Source organism: Gammaproteobacteria bacterium (assembly GCA_013214945.1).
In the GTDB taxonomy this organism is placed as follows: Bacteria; Pseudomonadota; Gammaproteobacteria; order Enterobacterales; family Psychrobiaceae; genus Psychrobium.
Window position 1 is genome coordinate 178993 of sequence record JABSRT010000004.1, and the last position, 21310, is coordinate 200302.

Below are 21310 nucleotides of genomic sequence, written 5' to 3' on the forward strand. Positions count from 1 at the left end.
ATGAGCCAATTATTAGAGAAAAAGAATCAGCGGCTCATTGTAAAATTGAGCACGGCGATTGTATTGATGTTTGGTTTTGGTTTTGCTTTGGTACCGCTTTACGATGTGTTTTGCCAAATAACAGGTCTTAATGGTCGTAATATTACTAAGGCGCCAGCACAAAGTATGAAGATTGATAAAACACGGACTGTGCGGTTGCAATTTATGACGTCGGTGCCCCCTGGCATGGCGTGGGATTTTTCACCTGCGATCAATTATGTTGACGTTCATCCTGGCGAAAATAAGGTGGTTAAATTCAATGCACATAACTTATCAAACCGAACTATTGTCGGACAGGCTGTGCCATCAGTATCGCCGGGTCTTGCTGCAAGTTATCTTAATAAAACCGAATGTTTTTGTTTCACACAACAACCGCTTAAAGCAGGACAGCGAACAGAAATGGGTTTGGTTTTTTTTATTTCGCCAGACATTCCTAAAGACATCCATACGCTGACATTGTCCTATGCATTATTTGATGTAACCCAACTGCCAAGCGCTCAAGCAACACCAAGCAATGTCGAATACGCTGAGCACACAGAACACGCCGAGCATCCAGAACATGCTGCTATGTAGCCGTAGCAAGAATAAGAGGAGCCTAACATGACCGAAAAAACAACAGTTTATTATGTGCCAACCCAAAGTTATTGGCCAATTATAGGGGCGATCGGCCTGCTGTTAATCGCTGTTGGTGCCGGCACGATGGTCCAGCAAATGGGCAGTGAGTCATCAAGTGGCAGTTGGATTTTAACCGTGGGAATTGGCGTGATTGTCGCGATGATGTTTGGCTGGTTTAATGATGTTATTAACGAGTCGCAAGCCGGGCTCTATAGCGCTCAAATGGACCGATCTTTTCGACAGGGCATGAGTTGGTTTATTTTTTCAGAAGTGATGTTTTTTGTCGCTTTTTTTGGCGCATTATTTTATGTCCGCAACATTTCGACCTTTTGGCTCGCCGGTGGCTCAAACAATGTAATGACTGGACTGGTATTGTGGCCGGAGTTTGAAGCTATTTGGCCATTAATTGTCACACCCGCAGGCGACACCACCCAAGCAATGGGCTGGCAAGGTTTGCCGTTACTTAATACCATTATTTTATTGACCTCGTCGGTTACTTTACACTTTGCCCACATCGGTTTAGAGCAAGGCAATCGTAAGCAGCTTAAGCTGATGTTATTTATTACGGTATTGCTTGGCACCAGTTTTTTGTTTTTTCAAGTGCAAGAATATGTTGAGGCCTATCGACACATGGGGCTGACATTAAGCGCGGGAGTTTATGGTAATACCTTTTTCATCTTAACGGGCTTTCACGGCATGCATGTCACTATTGGTACTATCATGCTGCTGGTGATGTTACTGCGAGTATTGAAAGGGCATTTTAGTCCAGAGAACCATTTTGCATTTCAAGCGAGCTGTTGGTATTGGCATTTTGTCGATGTGGTTTGGTTAGGCTTGTTTTTCTTTGTTTATATTTTGTGATGATTCGTTTTTATACCAATTCCGTTAAATTAGTTTTAACCGTTAAGAATGATCAGTTAATTATCGGAATTGATATTAATAAGGACGTGGGTTAGGGCTAATAAATCCTAAACCTAATGCCAGTAAGATAAGCATGAATATTACGACCGAGATTAATAATCGACGACCGAGAAACTGGCTCATTTTTTTGGTTGAACTTGGATTGCTCATGATCCTGACCGCCTGAAACAGGCTGACAAAAACAACCAGAAAGAGTGCAATAATGAAAATTTTTATAATGCTCATCTTGTGCTCACCTTAAAGTATTTTTGCTGATTTATTTGCCACTATTATTGAGGCTATATGATAAAAAATGTTAAGGCAATCACTATTGTTTCAGTTGTTTTTATCGCCGTGGTAGCGGTAGTTTTAATTAAACTTGGGCTGTGGCAGCTCGATAGGGCGCAGCAAAAGCGTCAATACTTAGCTCAGGTTTCAGCGCGCTTAGTCTTGCCTCACCAGCCAGTTGAGTTGTTGTTTGAACAAGCTAATACACCAGCAGATTTGAGTCAGTTACCGGTGATAGCAACGGGTTATTTGCAGCATCAATATACCTTTTTACTCGATAACGTAACCCATATGGGGCGGGTTGGTTATCAGGTTATCGTGCCATTGTTAATTGTGCCATTGGTTCCTGGCGATGTTAGCCGCCAGTTAGTGTTGGTTAATTTAGGTTGGGTCGCTTCAACCGGCTTTAGGGACCAGCTACCACCATTACAACGCTGGAGCGGTAAACTAGCGGTAACCGGTAATTTACACCAACCTAAAGATAACCCCTACGCTTTTGATACGGTAAGCAATGGCAATTGGCCGCAAATTATTGGTCAAATTAAACCTAATGAAATGGCCAAACTGCTGCAGCTTAAAATTGATAACGCCAAGGTTTTTCCGGCAATTTTACGACTTGATCCTTCGTTTGAACTCGGTTACAAAAAAAAGTGGTTATGGATCAATATGTCGGTTGAGAAACACCTAGGTTATGCGATGCAATGGTTTGCCTTAGCAATTACCTTAGTCGGCTTAAGTGGCTTGTTTTATCGAAACTTTAGGAGAGATCTGGATGTCTGCGACCAAAAAACGTAATAGCAAACAACTTATTTGGCTGTTTTTAGCCTTTGCCCTACCAATTATTCTGGCTAAATTACTGCTCAGCAGTGGTTTTCGCGGTGAAGTAACCACCCATGGTGGTCAGCTGTTAACAGAGGCGGTTAGTTATCAAAGCTTAACGATAGCCAATCCAATCGCGGGTCGCTGGCAATTGTTATATATCGCCAATGGCGGTTGTGATGATCGTTGTTATCAACGTTTAGGCTATTTGCAGCAAACATGGCAGGCGCTGGGGCGGTTACAAGATCGTGTGGCGGTGGTGTTAGCGACCGATAATAAGCCCGTTGATATTAAAAGTAATGATGTTATGCCTGATTTTATTAATCAGCAACTGGTTCAGCTTATTAATACCAGTGCTGACCAACAATTTCCACATGATCAACGGGCTATTATTGTTGATCCGCAAGGCAACTTAGTGATGTCATTTGAGTTTCCAGATAATAAACAGCAATCCTTAGTGGTCGCGCACGATTTGTTGCTCGATATTAAACAGTTACTTAAATTATCTCGAATTGGTTAGGCTGAATTTCCAGCTTTAACTGACCTTATAATACCTATCTTTGGAGCGCATAATGATAGATTCACCATCTCATAATTATATGACGCAAGGTTTGAGCATAGCTGACGTTTTCCGTGCCTATTATCAGCTGACTAAACCCAAGGTAATCATGTTGTTGTTACTGACAGCTGTCGTTGGCATGTGTTTGGCTACCCCTGAAATACCGGCATTATCTCAGGTGCTTATTAGCTGTTTGGGTATTGGGTTGTTGGCGTCGTCTGGCGCGGTATTTAATCATTGCATCGATCATAATATCGATTGCAAGATGGCGCGAACCAAGCGCCGACCTATTCCGCAGGGCAAAGTAACACTCAAGCATGCATTAGTTTTTGGCACCGTTTTGGCCGTGCTTGGCATGCTGATATTGTGGACATTGATTAATCCATTAACCGCATTATTGACCTTGGCCAGTATGTTAGGTTATGCGGTGGTTTATACCTTGTGGCTCAAACGAGCGACGCCACAAAATATCGTCATTGGCGGCATCGCCGGTGCCGCGCCACCATTATTGGGCTGGACCGCCATGACCGGGCAGTTTGACCCTAACGCTTTATTATTAGTAATGATCATTTTTACTTGGACCCCACCGCACTTTTGGGCACTGGCGATTGACCGCTGTGACGATTATAAAAAAACTGGCTTGCCGATGTTACCGGTGACTCACGGCATTGAATTTACCAAAACAATGATTTTGCTTTATACCGTATTATTAATGGCGGTAGGTTTATTGCCGTTTTTAACCGGAATGTCTGGCTGGATATATTTTATTGGTTCAAGTGCGCTTAACTGGGGCTTTTTCTATGTTGCGTGGCAGCTCAAATATACACCTGAAAAACGTTCGCCAATGGCGGTGTTTAGGTATTCAATTTATCACTTAATGTTGTTGTTTAATATTTTGTTGCTTGATCATTACTTTTTCGTTTAATAGGTTACTAAGTTACTAAGTTACTAAGTTACTAAGTTACTAAGTATTTCAGCTGGCGTTAGCCAGCACTAAATTTACTAGAGCAATCAGGCCAAAGACCAGTAACATCGCGATCACAATACCAATAATAATGTAGTGTTTAGGATCGCCAGCTTGGAAGTCACGCTGGCGATTTTTGTCACTTTGCACCCCAAGCATGGCAGCAAACACACTCGTAATGATTTGAGATAATCGAAGCGGTTTGTGGTCTGGCTTGCTCATGAGTTACTCCACTGTTGCGCTATGTTAAGCGCGATTGGCTAATCTGATAATGATCATCAACGGGTTCAAAAGTTAGCTGATGACTTAAACAACTTAACTTATCTCGAGCATCGTGGCTAACAAATAAAATATGAGTGTTACTGTGACGAGTAATATAATCAATCAGTGCCAAGACTTGGGCGCGGTTATGATTATCTAATCCTAAACAGGGCTCATCTAAAATGAGAATTAACGGCAGTTTTACCACCGCACGGGCAATCAGTACTAAGCGTTGCTCCCCATAAGACAGGGTCGAAAACGGCGCGTTGTCAGGACATTCAATCGCCAGTAATGCCAGCCATTGCTTGGCGATTTCTATTTGATGTTCGCTCGGTGTTTCATACAAGCCAATACTGTCGAAAAAGCCAGAAATAACTACCCCTAATACCGAACAGCTAGCACGGTAATCACGATGTAACTGAGCGCTGACTAAACCATAATGACGTTTAATATCCCACACGGTTTCACCGCTACCTCGTTTGCGGCCAAATAAGCTAATATCTTTGCCATAGGCTTTAGGATTGTCACCATTTATTAAGCCAAGCAAGGTTGACTTGCCACAGCCATTAGGGCCAGCCAAACGCCAATGCTGGCCGGGTTTAAAAGACCAATTTAAGCCGCTAAAGACTTGGTTGTCTTCATATGAAATATTTAAATCGTTTATTTCAATAAATGGCTGGTCATCAGCCAAATGTTGGTAGTTATAACAGTCGGGCAGGTGATGAGGCAAGTTGATTTTATGTTGATTGGCTTGCTGCCAAAGGGGTGAATTTAAAACCTGAGCACGCCGATCATTAAGGATTATTTTTCCTTGTGCCATTAACACAATGTTTTCGATATTTTTTGGTAATTCGTCATGATAAAAATCGATTAATATAATGCTAGTGCCTTGCTTGATAAGCTGTTCTAACACCTTGGTTAAATGCTGCTGAGAGGCGATATCGAGTCCCGCGTAAGGCTCGTCTAAAATCAACAAATCGGGTTGTTTTACTAAGGCCTGAGCAAGCAATACTTTACGGGTTTCGCCAGTTGATAAAATCTTAAAAGGTTTATCCAATAATGGCGCTATTTGCAATAGTTCGATTATTTGATCCACGATGATACTGCTACCTATCATGTCACGGGCGCTGCGACCCCAATCGATGCCACCATCGACCGCTTCGCTATCGTCGTTATGGCGATCTTGTGACAACAAATTATTCTCAAGCGCAAAGCTGACACTAGCGATATGTTCAGGTGTAACAACTTGGCCAGGCTCTGTTGCTATATCACCTGAAATTACCTGAGCTAATAATGACTTGCCACTGGCATTATCGCCACAGATAAGCATCGATTGATTGGCCGCTAACGTCAGATGGTCGATCTGTAACAGCAGTTGATTTTTGTTGGTCAGGGTAAGGTTTGAAACAAGCACAGCAGACACCGATTTATGATTTATATATGTTTTTCTTAAGCATAACGCTAACGCTGGCGTTTTTCTATCGGCAAAACGTCGCTGTGTTGCGATTTAAAACTGAACAAATTTAAATTAAATTACTACTTGACGCCATGGTCGAGCCAATGATTTAATAGCGCTGTCCTTTCTAGTACTGTTGGTGCGGTGTAACTGCTACCGACAGAGAAAGGCCAGAAGAGGAGCGTTAGCCAGGTAGCTGTTATGAGAGAGCCAAATCTCGAAGACTGACAGTGAGGGGGACTAGCGCCGAGAGATTGTGATTTTTGGAATAATCATCATTTTGGTTTTTAAGGCTGAATCCTTAAAGATTGTCACCTATTAGGTGGAGAGCTTCTGGTCTTTGTAATCGACCAGAGCACTGACTCTAGCCGATATTCAAATGCCTCAAGTTCTCTCAACATTAAACGTTCGAGAGAGATTATGACCAACTTGACACATGTTCCAACTTCTTCGCCGATAGTCGCCAAATTTGGTGGCACCAGTCTTGCTGATTTTCAAGCGATGGAGCGGTGCGCCAATATTGTTATTAACTGTCCGCAAACCTGTGTCGTCGTTGTTAGTGCGTCTAGCGGTGTCACCAACTTGCTGGTTGAATTAAGCACTGGCCAGTTAAACCCACAGCAGCGCCAGCAAGCTATCAACAACATTGAAAAAATTCAACAGAACATCATTGCTCATTTAAACCTAAATTCGCAGGTTTTAGAGCAAGTTAATCATTTATTAGCTCAGCTGAGTGACATTAGCGACGCGATTGCCGCGCAACCTAGTACGCAATTAACCGATACATTATTGTCGTTCGGCGAACGCCTGTCATCAACCTTGTTTACTCAGGTATTACTGGCCAAAGGCGCACCAGCGATGTTTTTTGATGTGCGAGACATCTTAAGAACTGACTCGAACTTTGGTAAAGCATTGCCCCAAGTTGCCGAAATATTACCTCTAGTTCAGCAACGGTTACAGCCATTATTAGAAAATAACATTGTTGTGACCCAAGGCTTTATTGGGGCTGATGCCAGTGGCACCACCACCACGCTTGGTCGCGGTGGCAGTGACTACTCGGCGGCATTAATTGGCGAAGCGCTCGACGCGGTGCAAATTAATATTTGGACTGATGTTACCGGCATCTTTACTACTGACCCCCGCATTACCGATCAAGCCAGAGCCCTAACTGAAATCAGCTTTAACGAAGCGGCAGAGTTAGCAACATTTGGCGCTAAGGTTTTACACCCATCAACCCTTATTCCTGCGATGCGCAAAAATATTCCGGTGTTTGTCGGTTCGTCACGCGAACCTGATGCGGGCGGCACTATGGTGCGCAATCAAACTGAAAATAAGCCGGTTTACCGTGCGATAGCGCTGCGCCGTAATCAAACGTTGGTCACGGTGACCAGCATGGAAATGTTGCAAGCACCGGGTTTTCTCGCGCGCGTATTTACTCTTTTAGCCAAGCATAACCTCAGTGTTGATCTGGTCACCACTTCTGAAATTAGTATTGCCTTAACGCTTGATAGTACCGGTAGTGATTCCAGTGGCCGAGCATTACTTAGTGATGAATTACTGGCTGAACTGAATCAGGTTTGTGAAGTGACGGTAGAAGAAAACTTAGCGCTGGTGGCCTTAGTGGGCAATAAAATTGATCGGTGTGATGGTGTTGGCGCTCGCTTATTTAGCGCGCTAGGTGATGTTAACGTCCGTTTAATTTGTCATGGTGCTAGTCAGCATAATTTATGTTTTTTGGTTGCTGATGACGTGGCATCCGATGTCGTTAGTCGTTTACACGACCAAATGTTTACCCTTAACAATCAAGGAGCGGCGTAATGCCTCGTTTCGATTTATCTCAGTACCCACTATGGACGGCACTCGTTACCCCATTTAATGGAAGTAGCGGTGTTGATTATAATGCGTTGGCAGACTTGCTCGATCAACAAGCTGCCGCCGGTAATGGTATTTTATTACTTGGTAGTACGGGTGAAGGGCTGGCTTTAACCAATGACGAGCAGCAAGAGATTGTCCGCTTTGCTTGTAATCACAGCCCTGACGCGCCGTTAATGGTCGCTATTGGTGGTTATAACCTTGAGCATCAGCTGGGGTGGATTGAGTTTTGTAACCAGCTGCCGATCGATAGCTATTTATTGGCCGCGCCGCTTTACGCTAAACCTGGCCCTAAAGGCCAAGAACAATGGTTCCGCGCTTTACTTGAGCGCAGTCAGTTTCCTTGCATGATCTATAACGTGCCTTCGCGCGCCGGTGTCGACTTGTCACTCGACGCGCTAGCAAACTTAGCTGACCATCCTAACTTTTGGTCAGTCAAAGAGGCCAGCGGCAGCGGTGTCACCTTTAATGATTTTAAACAAGCATTGCCTTCAATCGCTATTTTTAGTGGCGAAGACGCAATGTTAGCCGAATTTTCAGCGCTTGGTGCCGCAGGTTTAGTCTCAGTTTGTGCTAACGCTTGGCCGCAAGCGACCCGACTGTATGTTAATCAGTGTTTAGCAACCAACATGGTTGACGATTTGGCACTGTGGCAAGCATCAATTGCGCCATTATTTAGTGTCGCTAATCCGATCCCAGTAAAAATACTGATGCATCAGCAGCAGCTAATTAAACATCCTGATTTACGGATGCCGCTAACTCATCATGAGTTAACGCAGCATCAGGCCCTAATTGAGGCCAACACCAAAATTGAACAGTGGTTTTCACAGCAATAACATAAATAGGTTTATTACAATGAATTGGCAACAAGTTTTTGAATTATTAGAAGTTGGTGAATTACGTGCGGCGACGCAAGACAGCGAAGGTAACTGGCACGCAAATGTTGACGTTAAAAAAGCAATTTTAGAAGCTTTTAAAGCGGGTGAGAATATTAGCTTTGAAGGTCAGTATCAGGGTTTTGTCGATAAGCACAATTTAGCACCGCGTCAATTTACCCCGCAAGATAAGGTGCGTCTAGTGCCGGGCGGCTCATCGGTTCGTCGTGGTAGCTATGTTGCGCCTGGCGTTATCATTATGCCGCCAGCTTACATTAATGTTGGCGCTTATGTTGATAGCGGCACCATGATTGACTCGAATGCATTGGTTGGTTCATGTGCTCAAATTGGTAAAAATGTTCATATTTCTGCCGGCGTTCAAATTGGCGGCGTATTAGAGCCAATTGGTGCTAGCCCGGTTGTGGTTGAAGATAATGCATTTATTAGTGCTGGTTGTATCTTGGTTGAAGGCGTGGTTGTTAAAGAAGGTGCAGTATTAGCTCCGGGTGTCACCTTGTCGGCTTCGGTTCCTGTGTATGACTGTGTTAATGAAGTGATGTTAGCCAAAGGCCAGCCTATTCCACGTAATGCGATTGTTATTCCTGGCACGCGACCAATTCAAAGTGAATGGGCTAAGCAGCATGGCTTAACAATGTTTTGTCCAATTATCATTAAGTACCGTGATGGTCAGAGTGATGCGGCACTCGAACTGGAACAGGCGTTAAGATAATGAGAGCGGTCACTGGCGAATTTCGCACTAAATTACAGACGTTCGCCGGCGAGCAAGCTGCGCCTTTTTTCGTCTACGACATTGACGCTTTAGCTAGCCATATTGCAAGTTTGAAAAACGAACAAATTAAGCTGTGGTTTGCGGTTAAAGCCAATCCGTTATCGCGCGTTATCCAAACGCTTGATGATAACGGCATGAACTTTGATGTCGCAAGTTTAGGTGAATTAGAGCAGGTATTGGCCCAAGGGGTTAGTGCACAGCGGATCTTAAATACTGGCCCTGCCAAATCACGTGCTCAGTTAACGCATTTTCTTGAGCGTGGGGTTAATACTTATGTGGTTGAAAGCGTCAATCAGCTGGTATTGCTTAATCAATTGGCAGCAGCGGTTGAGTTTACGCCACAAGTATTACTGCGGGTTCAGCTACGTTTCGACGAAGGTGACAATAATCCCCTTGGTGGCAACAGCTTAACCCCTTTTGGTTTGGGCACCGATGAATGGTCTCAAATCGATTTAGCAGACTACCCTGAGCTTGATGTGGTTGGATTACATATCTTTCAATGGGGCAATATGCTCGATCCGTTAAAGTTAATCCGTTTATGGCAGCAAATGATTAAGCCATTAACCGATTTGGCTCAGCAATTGAAATTTGAGCTAAAAGTGTTGGATTTAGGTGGTGGACTTGGCATTCCTTATTGTGCCGACGAGCCATCGCTTGACTGGTCACAACTTGTGGCAGCATTAACCGAGATTAAACACAGCGCTGGTGTTAATGAACTGTGGCTTGAGCTTGGCCGCTTTGCGGTTGGTGAGTATGGTCATTACCTAACCAATGTGGTTGACCGAAAAACGAATTACCAGCAAGAGTTACTGGTTTTAGAAGGCGGCATTAATCATTTATTGCGCCCAGCAATTACCGAACAACCTTTTCCGGTGCAGCTGTTACGTTCATCAAAAGTTAAGCAACAGCCGTTTCACTTGCACGGCCCGCTGTGTACCAGTTTAGATAAGTTAGGTGAGCTTGATTTGCCGCAAGATGTTAAGGTTGATGACACGCTGATGTTCTCGCAATGTGGTGCCTATGGTTTCACTGAAGCGATGCCGTTTTTCTTGTGTCACGCGTTACCGGCAGAAGTGGTTTATCAGGGGGGGCAGTTTGAAATTATTCGTGCGTCCCAGCCGGCTTCATCGTATTTATGCTAAGCCAGACCAGCTCTTAGGAGCTGGTTTTTTGTTTTAAACAATAAGTTAAGTTATTCATTGTAAGGTTTTGTTAATGTCACAAATTATTTCGTCTGAAGTAGAAGTTACCCACATGGCTAATGGTCAGGCGATGACCGTGCCTGTTTATTCGATTAAAGGGCAGGGCAATGGCCCTAGTGTCTACATTCAGGCAAATATGCACGGCGCCGAAGTTCAAGGTAATGCGGTAATATTTCAGTTGTTAGAGCAATTAAAGCAGCTCGATTGTTACGGTGACATCACCTTGGTGCCGTTAGCTAATCCGATTGGCAGCAATCAAAAAAGTGGCGAGTTTACTTTAGGTCGATTTGATCCCATTACGGGTGATAACTGGAACCGCGGTTATCATTTTAATGCGCAACTACCGCAACAGTTTGCGCAGCAAAATCCAGATTTAAGCATGAGTGAAATCGTTAGTCAGTTCCGAGCACTGATTATTGCCGATCTTGAGCAGCAACGATTTAACAACCCATATGGTGTCACTACTGGGCGGTTCTTGTGCGCGAAGCTACAGCGCATGGCATTCGAGGCCGATATTGTGCTTGATTTACATACCGGGCCAATTTCTTCACGTCACCTTTATTGCCCCGAGTACACCAAAGATAGCGCAGTATTATTTGATATCCCGCATGTGTTATTTATTCCGCGTGATTTTGACGGTGCGCTCGACGAAGCTTGTTTTTGCCCGTGGTGGCAATTACAGCAGGCGTACAGCGATCAAGGTCGAGCAATCGAGGTTGCGGTCAAGGCCTTTACACTTGAGTTAGGTTCGCAAGAATGGTTATGTCTTGAGGAAGCCAAGCGAGATAGTCACAGTATTCTTAGCTACCTTAGTCATCATCGTGTGATAAAAAAAGGCAGTTTCGAGCCTACCGAAATGACTCGCTATGGCTGTGATTTAAAAGACTATCGCACCGTTTATGCCAACAAAAGTGGTCTGGTTGAATACTTGGCGCCTTTAGGGCAACAGGTTAAAGCGGGCGAGCCGTTAGTGCGAACGCTTCGCATGGATCGTTACGACCAAGATGATGTGGTTGAGGTGACTCCAGCATTAGAAAACTGTATTCCGGTTTTACATTTTGCCTCGGCCAGCGTTAATCAGGGCACAGAAATTTATAAATTGTTGACCAATTATTTCACTTTATCGCGTTAAGCCGTTAAGCTTGCGCCAATATAATTTTTGAGTGAATAATTATGGCTATTGGAAGTCGCAATAAAAAAGTAAAAGGCCCAGCGACAACACAACCCGCGTCTAAAGACCAGGTTGTTATTGTTGAAGTCAATGTTGAGCCGATTGAGCTGTACAAAATTCTAAAAATTGAGAATTTAGTGGAAGGCGGTGGCGAAGCTAAAGTCCGCATCGCCAATGGCGAAGTGTTGTTAAACGGCTTAATTGAAACACGTAAACGCAAAAAAGTGTATAACGGCGACGAAGTAGAATTTCTTGGTCAGGTACTTAAAGTGAGTGTCGTTATTCAAGAAAGCTAGTCAAGATTACACGGCAAGAGCGTTTGAAATAAATGGACAAAATTTCAGAGATATTGGGGGGTGTTTGCGAAACATGCGCCAATATCTAGATTATAATGCGCTTGCCAAGGTCAAGATAATTAGACTTGCAACTTGTTAAGCTTATCGTTAGCTTAGGTTTATGGCTATTAACCAAAGCGGGTGTCAGCAGTGGGAAGTTTTAAACGTTATAGTTTGATGACGATCGGGGTGATATCACTGATTTTAGGTGTTATTGGTATTGTCCTGCCCTTATTGCCAACCACGCCTTTTTTATTGCTGTCTGCCAGCTGTTTTGCCAAAAGTTCAGATAAATTTTACCAGTGGCTGATTAATCACCGTTGGTTTGGCTCGTATATTCAAAATTACCGCAGTGGTCGCGGTTTGCCACTAAAAGTGAAATGTACCACGATAGCGTTGTTGTGGCTGTCGATTGGTAGTTCGGTGATTTTCTTTGTTGATTTCTTCTGGGCTAAGCTACTGATGATTGCTATCGCTTGTTGCGTTTCTTGTTACTTATTAACTCGGCCAACGCTGAAATCAACACCTGTGCAAGCCAAAGCTAAGCTATCTATCGAGTAAGTTATCTATCGAGTAAGTTATAAGATACTTTATTACTGGTCAGCTGGCAGACAGACTCTGAATTACAATGGTATTGGAAATATTCACCCAACAACACATAATTCATCGCAATGATTAGTAATAACCCCACTACCAAATAGTAAATAAAATCCATCTGTTCTATCCCTTACCAAAATATTAATCTTAGATTCAGTCTAGAACATAACTTTTATTTTACCATTTTGATTAGTTTTAACCGTGATAAATGATCATCTATTTAGGTGTAATAGTATTACTATTCGGCTTAATCTTGCCAGCTATTTTGAGTGCCCCATTTCCTTGCTCCAGTATGGCTTAGGGTTAAATCGCCATCGCCAGCTTGTGGCGAATCCGATTGTGCTGTAGCTTTTAATGAATAGCTTTGAGCCGCTGCACTGACAATGGTTAACACGTAATATTTACTCGTGCCGTCTCGTGGCACCTTGGTTGAAAGGGGAATTGAGCCACCAGCGGAGCTAAATTTAGCGCCGGCATAGCTATTATTTTCACTATAATAACGCTCCATCGCGCCAGCCAGTCCTTCTAAAGCAATTTTAGCTTGGGCACGATTGGTTTTAACGACCGAGCTTTTATAATTTGGATAAACGATTGTGGATAAAATGCCAATTATTGCAATAACAATCAACAATTCAATTAAGGTGATTCCGTTTTGTCGGTTAGGTCGCATCATTAATCCTTATTAATTATCTGTCCAGTAAATGGTGGTTGCATCAACAATTCCAAATTGCTGAATTTCTCTTCCAACTGCGATCATCTTTTTACCGTGAATTTTTAAAATTACGGGTTCGGTCGGTAACGACGGGGTTTTTAGCTCTATCGATCTGTCATCTATAGAGCAATCAACGCCACTATCACTGCATGCTTGAGCTGAAGAGTCAGGTATGGTGTCGTCATACGCGGGAGAGCCATCAAAATAATTAACTCGATATAACCTTGATAAACCGGGCACTACAGTACAGGCGATGGTTTGAGGTTTTGGTTCGAACGTCGTAAACCAAATTTCATTTTCAGCAGTCCGACTTGGTGCTAACACCTTTTCACCTTGATTGGCTTTTAATTCGATATACCAACCATTTTTGGTGATTAAAACGCTGTGATCGATAGCGGTGAATACGTCGTTGCTGTCGTCACTGCTGGTTACGTTCATTAAGTTGAGCGGACTGTGCTGCAGACTATTGTAGCTTGATGGTACGGCCATCGGCGTTTTTATCAAATAGAAATTGTCTTCAATTGTGGTATTTAATGGGTGGGCCTGATAACCAGATCCTATCGCAACAGCCAAGGTCTCATCGTCGAACATTGAGAGATCAGGGGTATGATAAAAACGCCGATTGGTCGCCGCTGTGTCGCCATTGATATCAGCAAGTACTAACCCATCAATCAGTGTTGATGCACCATTGCCATTAGTAATATCAAAGCGCCATAACTGCCCGCCGGTATCGCCGACATACATTTGATCGGCCAAACCGTCGTCATCAAGGTCAATAACCTTAATGTCTGAAGCAAAGCTGTACAACATATCGCTTAGTCGTTCGGTCGCAAAACTATTGCTGGCGTCTCTAATACTGCTACCACTAGCCCACCATAATCTGGCACCCGTTACTGCATCGACAATGTATATAGCGCGGCCCATAGAGTCAGCAGAGCGGATTAGTTTGTTGTCTTGCGCTTCGTCGTAACCCCCAGCAAAAATTAACACATCTTTAATGGTGCTGCCGATTTTTACTTTCGTTTTGATTGGCTTTGACCAGCTTTGGCCAAGCTCTTTAAAATTACCGTCACCACCGGTAATTTGCCACACCAACTTAGGTTCAGTTTGGCTGGTGATATCAAACGCATAATAACTGCGTCCGCCGCGGCGCATGCCAACATAAAGGTATTTTTTACCATCGATAACTGAGCCGGTGATATTACCGTCTAGACCATAAACATGACCGCTGGTGGTATGCTCGCCGTTGGCCATTAATGTTGCTTGCTTACCTAATAACTCTTGTGGAATAAAAGCCCATTTCTCTTTGCCATCACTGCTATCAATCGCATGGAGCATGCCTTGATTATCGCCAAAAAAAACTAAATTTTCAGCGGTTGAAGCGTCACTACCATAGGTGACAGTAAATGCAATGGAGTGGAGCGGGTCAAATAGTTGCAGGCGGCTATTTGTGCCAGCGGTGTTTAAACCACGGGTAAAATTAATGAGTTCTGTTAGCTCAGCAGTTGTTGCGTCAGCTGCTAAACCAAACATCGCCTTGGTTAAATTGCTATTATTTGTTTCTACTAGGTTACTGGTGTTTGACAGTGTGCGACTGCTGCCAAGGTAGGTATATACTTTTCGACTGGTGCCTTCGAGGTTGCTTGCAACACCGCCATTCCCTACTTCGTCACCATCATCGAGGGTCGACCAAAAGCTTCTTGAGTCGGCGTTGAAATATCCCGTACTATCGTTGACCGCTAAGTTGCCAGCTGAATCAACTATTTTCCCTGAGTTATTTAACTCGTAACGTTTTAAATTACCATCCCATTGAGTCTGTTTGCTTGGTTTGAACAAGGAAAAGTACAATTCATTATTATGAGTTAGTTTGTTGAAACTATTGACCGAGATCCCCGCTGCAGTAAAAGTTGTATTAACATCGAGAATATTGGCGAAAATAGTATTAAAAGTTGTTAGCAGCCCTGCTGATGTACTGGCTGTGTGGTAACCGCCACCGCCGTTGTTATCATTGGCGAGACTCTCAAGCCAGGTATCAGTGTGGTTAAAGCCGATAGTATAAAGTTTACCGCTGTTAGTCGCTGAGGTTATATCTGTGCGTAAATCACCGGTCCGAATAAAGCGTGCTATCGTAGTGCCACACCTATTGTCGCCACTACCAGAGCAGGTGCCACCCGTTAAACTCTCAATCGCAGTTTCTTTTGGGTTATTACCTGTTGCCTGACCATCGGTCAGTAATATCACAAAGTTATTATCGGCCTGACAGGTCTCGGAGATTGGCGAAATATAGGTCGGGCTATTGACTCCCTCGTTGAGGATTTCTTCTGCGTAGCAGGTCTTTGAGTTCAGATCATAGCTATTACAAGTAGAAACCACCTTAGGAACACCATTGGTATATGAACCTGGGTGGGAGAGTCGGGCAAATCGTTTAGACCAAGACGAAGTATCGCCGCGTGATAAGCCAATATCGACGGTTTCCCCCATAAGGTAGCGAACACCTTCATACAAGGCGTTGACAATTGGCGTTGAGCCAGCGGGGTGAATTAGATCTATTGTATCAAGTATTGCCTCTCCAGCGGTCCTTTCTGGCATCGTGATGGCGGCTGTTTGGATAACGAGTTTTGGCGGGGTGCCAGCCCAGTCATATTGAGCATAAGCTTTTCTGGTGCCTTGGGTATGTCTTAACTTTATCACCATGCTGTTGCCACTAGCCCAATCGCTACGGGTGACTAATTCGGTAATGATTGACGTTATATCAGGGGATGTGTATTGGGAGTTTAAGTTCCAAGTAGAAAAATTCCATACGACCGATGCCGTTGTTGATGTGCGGCCGCTAATATTATCATCAACCCTTGCAAATTTTACCGGATTAGCACTGTCTTGTGCTGTAATCTCGGCATTAGCAGTGCCCTCGTGGTAATCTTTTGCTGTCAGCACAAGGTGGGCAGCTGTGATAGCATGATCTTTGGGAATAGTAATGTTGTTAAACCGTAAACCTATTGTCTTGGCGTCTTTTATGGGCAGTGTCTCTTTATCTAAAGAAGAGACACTGCCCGAGCTTGACTCGACGGCATCATCGGTAAACTCAATCACACTGCGAGATAGCCCATTAATCGTGTGAGCCGCCACCGTTGTATTTAAATCACTGAACGGGTAAATAACAGTGCCACCATCCGTGTTAAATTGCATCATTGAAATATTCATGTTTTCTGAGGTGCTAATCAATGAGTGCAACGCGTCTTTCATCCGTTGTAATCGAGAAAACCCACTCTCATCATGAGTCACCATTGAGCCTGAGCTATCAAGAATGAACAAAACGTTAGGTTTGGTGCCAGCAGAAAATAATACTTCGGTATCGTCGGCGCTTGCCGGCAGCGATGACAATCCTGGCAGAAGTAATCCCAGAGCAAACATCCATATTTTATGTCGAAATTTGGTCATTGTAGTGCTCCGTTAATCGTATTGTAAGCCGAGTTCAATCCGGGTTGTTGCACCCGATGGCATGGTTGATTCACCAGTGACAATAAAGCGGTGGCCGGAAATGATGGTTGAACTTTCGTCGGCATCAATAGAGTTACCAATGGCTGTGGTCATGTTCGACAGGTAATTAACACTGGTTGATACATCGATAATATTGCCACTGGTGCGGCTTAAACCGTTGCTAAATGAAATGGTGGTTGCTGGTGAACTTAAGGCGTCGGACAGCAGCTGAGAGTTGCCTGCTGTAACAGCGTTGCCTGTGACAAGGTTCATTAACAGAGCTATGCCGCTTTCAGTGGCTTGAAACGTTTCATTTTGTTGTTGAATATTGGCCGCCATTTTTTGTTGTAGTGAAGCGCTAGTGATGCCTGATGCGGCAAGAATGGTAATAATGAGCAATACCACTAAACAAACGATAAGCGCAGCGCCTTGTTGTTTTTTGATTGTTGTTGGTTGTTTATTTAGCATGAATCACCTATTCCTGAGCACGGTACTGCTGGTGAATATTTGACGCAGCCGCTTGTCTTCACTGTGAGTGTTTACACTGGCAGTAGAGCCAGCATTGGTATTAGCACTAGTCACATCGAGCAGTTCATAGCTATTGGTATCGTAAGACTGCCTAACACTATCATTGCTGGTGAGCATTAATGCTATCTTTATCGTCGTGACATCAGCCCATGTGCCAACATCGCTTGCTTTAACAAAATCAATGTTACCGTTGGTGCTGCGCTCGCCATACAGAATTTGCATGCTCTCGACCCCTTCAACAATTTCTTGGCTGTTAAACTCGGCGGCGTCAAAGGTTTCATTGGCTTGATAGAGCGCATATATCGGCTCGCCACGACTATTGTCACGGCCAGTATCAGAAACAAAGTAGCTGATTGAGCTAAATTGATAGAGGCTGGCTTGGTCATCGTAAATGTTAGCAAGCTGTGGAACAGTGTTGCCATCAGTTCCTACAGCATGAACAATCAGTGTTTCTCCACTGGTAATGGTGACATTGGTGGCGGCAAACAAGTCGGCGTTGACACAGTCTGAGATTAATACCAGATCATTGTTTTGAACATACTCAGTAACATCACCAGAAGTCGTTATGTTGGCATTATTTTGGGTTAAATTGCCGGTTAATGTGCCGTCGATCCGCGTGGCGCGTTTAATATTAATAATATCACTGCCCAGCTTTGGTGTACGGATCTCAAGGGTGCCACTAATATCGTATTGAGTTGTACTCCACCAACTGGTCGCTGGAGCTTCGTAACCTATTAGCTCATTACCTAACAAGCCGCCTGCTGGCGCGTTGACGGCATTAATATTTAGATTGACCCCCGCTGCGGTGGCGCAGCCGAGGTAACCAGTCATCCGTATCTCACGGGCGAGGTAATCAAGACTAAAGCGGCCACTTTCCTGTAAACGCGATAAAGAGTGCGCTAAGCGATCGGTTTGCTTAGCATTAAAAAAAGCAGAAAAGACACTGCCAATAACCACTGTACTAAGCGTTAGCGCAATCATTAATTCAATTAAACTGAATCCCTGTTGCAGCATACTATTCTGGTATTGGTGTTTTTTTGTCATTTTAAACCTATATCGCGAGTCGGATGCTATAAGTGCTGGCCGTGGCAGCGTCAGCTTGCCAGCTAACTGAGATGGTATAAATACCAGCCGACTCAGTTACAGTGCCTTGGGCGCTGGGGATTAATTGTGTCATATTAGTCGTGGATTTTATTTTTTTGCTCCATTCATATTTATCAAGGCTCACAATCTGGGTCGGTGTACATGGCGAACAGCCTGGGTCACTGTAACTGGTGTTAGTATTGATACCATTGTAGGCTGATATTTGCGATTTATTACTGCGCATACGTTCGGCCATGTCTTGGCTTAATAAAACGGCTTGCGAGCGAAAATAGGCGTCACGATTATCTTTTATACTCATCAATTGCATGGCTGCAATGCCCAGCATTGCGACCGCTAAAATAGAGACAGCAATGAGCACCTCAAGTAAGCTAAAACCCAATGAACGTAGTTGTCCCGTGGTAAATCTTGGTGAGGAATTTGCTAGCCGCATGAGCTCTCTCCTGCAGAGGCTTTTCTTACTTGGCCGCTTATGTTCATAATAATGCCATGAACTGGAGCGTTTCGAGCGTCACAAATCATAATATTACCTGTTGATTGCGGTTTGCCACTGCTTAGGAATACAATTCTATTGTTATCAAACTGGTTAAATTTAAGCTTGATTCTGGTATTGTCGATTTGAATTTCTTTTAATAAAATATCGTCGCCGTCGACCTGGCCCATGGTGTTACCGTCGACAAAGACAATCAATTTAAAACCAGCAGTGGCATCGGAACAGTTTTTGCTGTCGGTAGATTTACACAAGGTAATGCGTTGACTATTTCTTTTGCTTGCTTGGCTACGTGCGTAGGCTGTTAAGCTGACGGTTTGATTGTAAGTAGTCGTTAATGAGTTATCGTTGGCCATGGTACTTATTGCAGGCATACCAATACCTAGTGCAATGCCCATAATGGCAATGGCGACTAACAGCTCTATTAGCGTGATTCCTGCTGTTTTAGCAAAATAGATTTGTCGACTCATGATAAACTCTGTTGCTCTAACAAAATCATATCAATACTGCTTAAAGATATGTCCCATGGCTTTATATCTTAATGAAAACCAATAAAAAACTACTGAAGTATTAAATGCGCTTAATCAACCATATTGTATGATAACTGAACGCCCCCCTAGAGGCGAGCTGTTTTATTGAGCGATTACTTTCGCACAGATTGATAGATAAATTTGTAAGGTGTTTGAAAGTTGAAGTGTTACAATTATGCTCATTGAGTTAAATATTAAGGCGCACACATGAAAAAAGTAGAAGCAATCATTAAACCTTTTAAGCTTGATGATGTTCGTGAAGCATTAGCCGAGATTGACGTGACGGGCATGACTGTATCAGAAGTGAAAGGATTCGGACGTCAAAAAGGTCATACCGAGTTATACCGTGGTGCAGAATATATGGTTGACTTTTTACCTAAGGTTAAACTTGAAATTGTGATCGACGATGAGGCTCTCGATCGCTGCATTGAAGTTATTTTAGCCGCTGCTCATACCGGAAAGATTGGTGATGGTAAAATATTTGTGACCAATATTGAGCGAGTCATTAGAATTAGAACCAGCGAAGAAAACGAAGACGCGATTTAGTACCATGTGCATTCAATAGATGATCATTATTTACGGCGCTTGATGCGTCGTTTTTTATAGGTGGCGCTGATGTATTATATTAGGTTGATTTAATGGATAACTGGCAAGAAAAGGAATTCAAAGACACCAATAAATAATAGCTGGTGTCTTGGTCGTTATATTTTTACGGGGTTTTTGCAAAACAAATTTCAATCACAGCTTTGCCGTGTTCAGCACTGAACGGGATCATAATCTTAGGGCCGTCAAACTGGTGGGTAATATTATGATCTTTACCAGAGACTACAATTGGCGTTGCCATGTTAAAGTCATAGCCTTTTTGGCCTAACAGGTTTTTCGCGCCACCCGCTACCATGTTAGTTATTTCACCAACCATATCGGTCACTTCTTCATTAAGCTTGCCTGGGTTTTCCCCGAGCATGCCTTGCATAATAGCCAAAGCAAGAGGTTCATCAAATGAAATTGACAATGAACCTTTAGTATTTGGACCGACCATACCTATTAAACCAGAAACATCACCGTGTGCTAATGAGCCTTTTTTCAACATTGGCTTGCCTGGTTTTAACTTGGTTGATGCCATTGTTTCTAGCACATTCATTAGCGAATCTAAGAATGGGTTAATAAATTCAGCGTTCATATCGAAATAAAATCCTTTAAATTATTATTGGCAATCAATCGAGCCGACATTGATGACAAAGTCCAAAAGCTTCTACTGTTTGGCTTTTTACTTCAAAATCATTCATTCTTGCTTGATCGTAAATTGATTGCAGTATTTGTTGAGAGTGAACTTCCTGAACATCATGACATTTTTCACAAATATATAACTGAAGTTGATGATCATCAGAAAAATCGTTGCAAGCAATAAATGCATTTTGAGATTCAACACGGTGAATGAAATGTTGTTCTAATAGAAAGTCTAAAGCCCGATATACTGTCGGGGGCTTAGCCGATGGATCTGTCGCACGAAGGCTATCTAATAAATCGTAAGCGCTAATTGCCCCGGCGTGTTCTAGCATCAAGTTTAATACCTTACGACGAGTTGCAGTAAAACGTGCACCTCGAACGTCGCATAGGGCTTGTGCTCTATTGAGTAATGTATTAGTCACTGATACCACTTTTTGTCTTTTCGTAATTCCCAATACCTTAACATCAAAAGTTGAGTTTGATAACTGTTTCTCTTAAATAT

At 43.3% G+C, this 21310-nt stretch carries 23 protein-coding genes and 1 pseudogene; 13 read left to right on the forward strand and 11 right to left on the reverse strand.

Features of this window, described 5'->3' with window-relative positions; translation table 11 throughout:
• Positions 1–643 (forward strand): annotated as a pseudogene (locus tag HRU23_04025) (cytochrome c oxidase assembly protein).
• A complete protein-coding gene (locus tag HRU23_04030; protein NRA53287.1) occupies positions 640–1515 on the forward strand; it encodes a cytochrome c oxidase subunit 3 in 876 nt (291 codons plus the stop codon). Before HRU23_04025 ends, HRU23_04030 begins: the two are co-directional and overlap by 4 nt.
• A gap of 75 nt (positions 1516–1590) precedes the next feature.
• On the opposite strand, the gene HRU23_04035 is transcribed toward HRU23_04030, so the two are convergent.
• Positions 1591–1800 carry a DUF2909 domain-containing protein gene (locus HRU23_04035; GenBank protein ID NRA53288.1) on the reverse strand — a complete coding sequence of 70 codons (210 nt, stop codon included), beginning with the start codon at positions 1798–1800 and terminating at the stop codon, positions 1591–1593.
• Between the two features lie 57 nt (positions 1801–1857).
• Here HRU23_04035 and HRU23_04040 point away from each other — a divergent pair, with 57 nt between their 5' ends.
• The 3 genes from HRU23_04040 to HRU23_04050 are packed head-to-tail and all read left to right on the forward strand — an operon-like array spanning position 1858 to position 4145.
• Positions 1858–2637 carry an SURF1 family protein gene (locus tag HRU23_04040; GenBank protein ID NRA53289.1) on the forward strand — a complete coding sequence of 260 codons (780 nt, stop codon included), beginning with the start codon at positions 1858–1860 and terminating at the stop codon, positions 2635–2637.
• A complete protein-coding gene (locus HRU23_04045; protein NRA53290.1) occupies positions 2615–3181 on the forward strand; it encodes a hypothetical protein in 567 nt (188 codons plus the stop codon). Before HRU23_04040 ends, HRU23_04045 begins: the two co-directional genes overlap by 23 nt.
• Positions 3182–3233: 52 nt before the next feature.
• On the forward strand, positions 3234–4145 hold the full coding sequence (locus tag HRU23_04050; GenBank protein NRA53291.1) for a protoheme IX farnesyltransferase: 912 nt from the start codon (positions 3234–3236) through the stop codon (positions 4143–4145).
• Positions 4146–4193: 48 nt separating this feature from the next.
• Here HRU23_04050 and HRU23_04055 read toward each other — a convergent pair whose 3' ends face one another.
• Together HRU23_04055 and modF are read right to left on the reverse strand one after the other, a co-directional pair.
• A complete protein-coding gene (locus HRU23_04055; GenBank protein ID NRA53292.1) occupies positions 4194–4406 on the reverse strand; it encodes a DUF2970 domain-containing protein in 213 nt (70 codons plus the stop codon).
• A 19-nt stretch (positions 4407–4425) separates the two neighbouring features.
• A complete protein-coding gene (modF, locus tag HRU23_04060; protein ID NRA53293.1) occupies positions 4426–5859 on the reverse strand; it encodes a molybdate ABC transporter ATP-binding protein ModF in 1434 nt (477 codons plus the stop codon).
• A gap of 462 nt (positions 5860–6321) precedes the next feature.
• Between modF and lysC the strand changes: the two genes are divergently transcribed.
• The 7 genes from lysC to HRU23_04095 all read left to right on the forward strand — a co-directional run bounded on the left by lysC (position 6322) and on the right by HRU23_04095 (position 12707).
• Positions 6322–7719, forward strand: a complete 1398-nt coding sequence (lysC, locus tag HRU23_04065; GenBank protein ID NRA53294.1) for a lysine-sensitive aspartokinase 3 — start codon at positions 6322–6324, stop codon at positions 7717–7719.
• On the forward strand, positions 7719–8609 hold the full coding sequence (locus HRU23_04070) for a 4-hydroxy-tetrahydrodipicolinate synthase (protein ID NRA53295.1): 891 nt from the start codon (positions 7719–7721) through the stop codon (positions 8607–8609). The genes lysC and HRU23_04070 overlap by 1 nt, the downstream gene beginning before the upstream one ends.
• Before the next feature lie 19 nt (positions 8610–8628).
• Positions 8629–9378 carry a 2,3,4,5-tetrahydropyridine-2,6-dicarboxylate N-succinyltransferase gene (locus HRU23_04075; GenBank protein ID NRA53296.1) on the forward strand — a complete coding sequence of 250 codons (750 nt, stop codon included), beginning with the start codon at positions 8629–8631 and terminating at the stop codon, positions 9376–9378.
• Complete coding sequence (locus HRU23_04080; protein ID NRA53297.1) at positions 9378–10580, forward strand: PLP-dependent decarboxylase; 1203 nt, start codon at positions 9378–9380, stop codon at positions 10578–10580. Before HRU23_04075 ends, HRU23_04080 begins: the two co-directional genes overlap by 1 nt.
• 73 nt (positions 10581–10653) lie before the next feature.
• Positions 10654–11772, forward strand: coding sequence for a succinylglutamate desuccinylase/aspartoacylase family protein (locus tag HRU23_04085; protein ID NRA53298.1), 1119 nt, complete (start codon positions 10654–10656; stop codon positions 11770–11772).
• Positions 11773–11813: 41 nt separating this feature from the next.
• The gene (locus tag HRU23_04090) at positions 11814–12107 is read left to right on the forward strand and encodes an RNA-binding S4 domain-containing protein (protein ID NRA53299.1); all 294 of its coding nucleotides are present in this window, start codon (positions 11814–11816) and stop codon (positions 12105–12107) included.
• 216 nt (positions 12108–12323) lie between these two features.
• Complete coding sequence (locus HRU23_04095) at positions 12324–12707, forward strand: YbaN family protein (GenBank protein NRA53300.1); 384 nt, start codon at positions 12324–12326, stop codon at positions 12705–12707.
• Positions 12708–12990: 283 nt separating this feature from the next.
• Here the strand turns inward: HRU23_04095 and HRU23_04100 are convergent, their stop codons facing one another.
• From HRU23_04100 to HRU23_04125, 6 genes are read right to left on the reverse strand one after another with little or no spacing between them, the layout of a single operon-like run.
• Positions 12991–13413, reverse strand: coding sequence for a type IV pilin protein (locus HRU23_04100; GenBank protein ID NRA53301.1), 423 nt, complete (start codon positions 13411–13413; stop codon positions 12991–12993).
• A 12-nt stretch (positions 13414–13425) separates the two neighbouring features.
• A complete protein-coding gene (locus HRU23_04105) occupies positions 13426–16893 on the reverse strand; it encodes a VWA domain-containing protein (protein ID NRA53302.1) in 3468 nt (1155 codons plus the stop codon).
• A gap of 12 nt (positions 16894–16905) precedes the next feature.
• Positions 16906–17400, reverse strand: coding sequence for a hypothetical protein (locus HRU23_04110; protein ID NRA53303.1), 495 nt, complete (start codon positions 17398–17400; stop codon positions 16906–16908).
• Between the two features lie 3 nt (positions 17401–17403).
• Entirely contained in the window at positions 17404–18504 is a 1101-nt protein-coding gene (locus HRU23_04115) for a PilW family protein (protein ID NRA53304.1), read from the reverse strand.
• Between the two features lie 7 nt (positions 18505–18511).
• On the reverse strand, positions 18512–18994 hold the full coding sequence (gene pilV / locus HRU23_04120; GenBank protein ID NRA53305.1) for a type IV pilus modification protein PilV: 483 nt from the start codon (positions 18992–18994) through the stop codon (positions 18512–18514).
• Positions 18985–19521, reverse strand: coding sequence for a type II transport protein GspH (locus tag HRU23_04125; protein NRA53306.1), 537 nt, complete (start codon positions 19519–19521; stop codon positions 18985–18987). The genes pilV and HRU23_04125 overlap by 10 nt, the downstream gene beginning before the upstream one ends.
• A gap of 267 nt (positions 19522–19788) precedes the next feature.
• Here HRU23_04125 and HRU23_04130 point away from each other — a divergent pair, with 267 nt between their 5' ends.
• A complete protein-coding gene (locus tag HRU23_04130) occupies positions 19789–20127 on the forward strand; it encodes a P-II family nitrogen regulator (protein NRA53307.1) in 339 nt (112 codons plus the stop codon).
• Positions 20128–20290: 163 nt separating this feature from the next.
• On the opposite strand, the gene HRU23_04135 is transcribed toward HRU23_04130, so the two are convergent.
• Together HRU23_04135 and HRU23_04140 are read right to left on the reverse strand one after the other, a co-directional pair.
• Positions 20291–20761 carry a chemotaxis protein CheX gene (locus tag HRU23_04135; GenBank protein NRA53308.1) on the reverse strand — a complete coding sequence of 157 codons (471 nt, stop codon included), beginning with the start codon at positions 20759–20761 and terminating at the stop codon, positions 20291–20293.
• Positions 20762–20795: 34 nt separating this feature from the next.
• A complete protein-coding gene (locus tag HRU23_04140; GenBank protein NRA53309.1) occupies positions 20796–21239 on the reverse strand; it encodes a transcriptional repressor in 444 nt (147 codons plus the stop codon).
• Between the last annotated feature and the right edge of the window lie 71 nt (positions 21240–21310).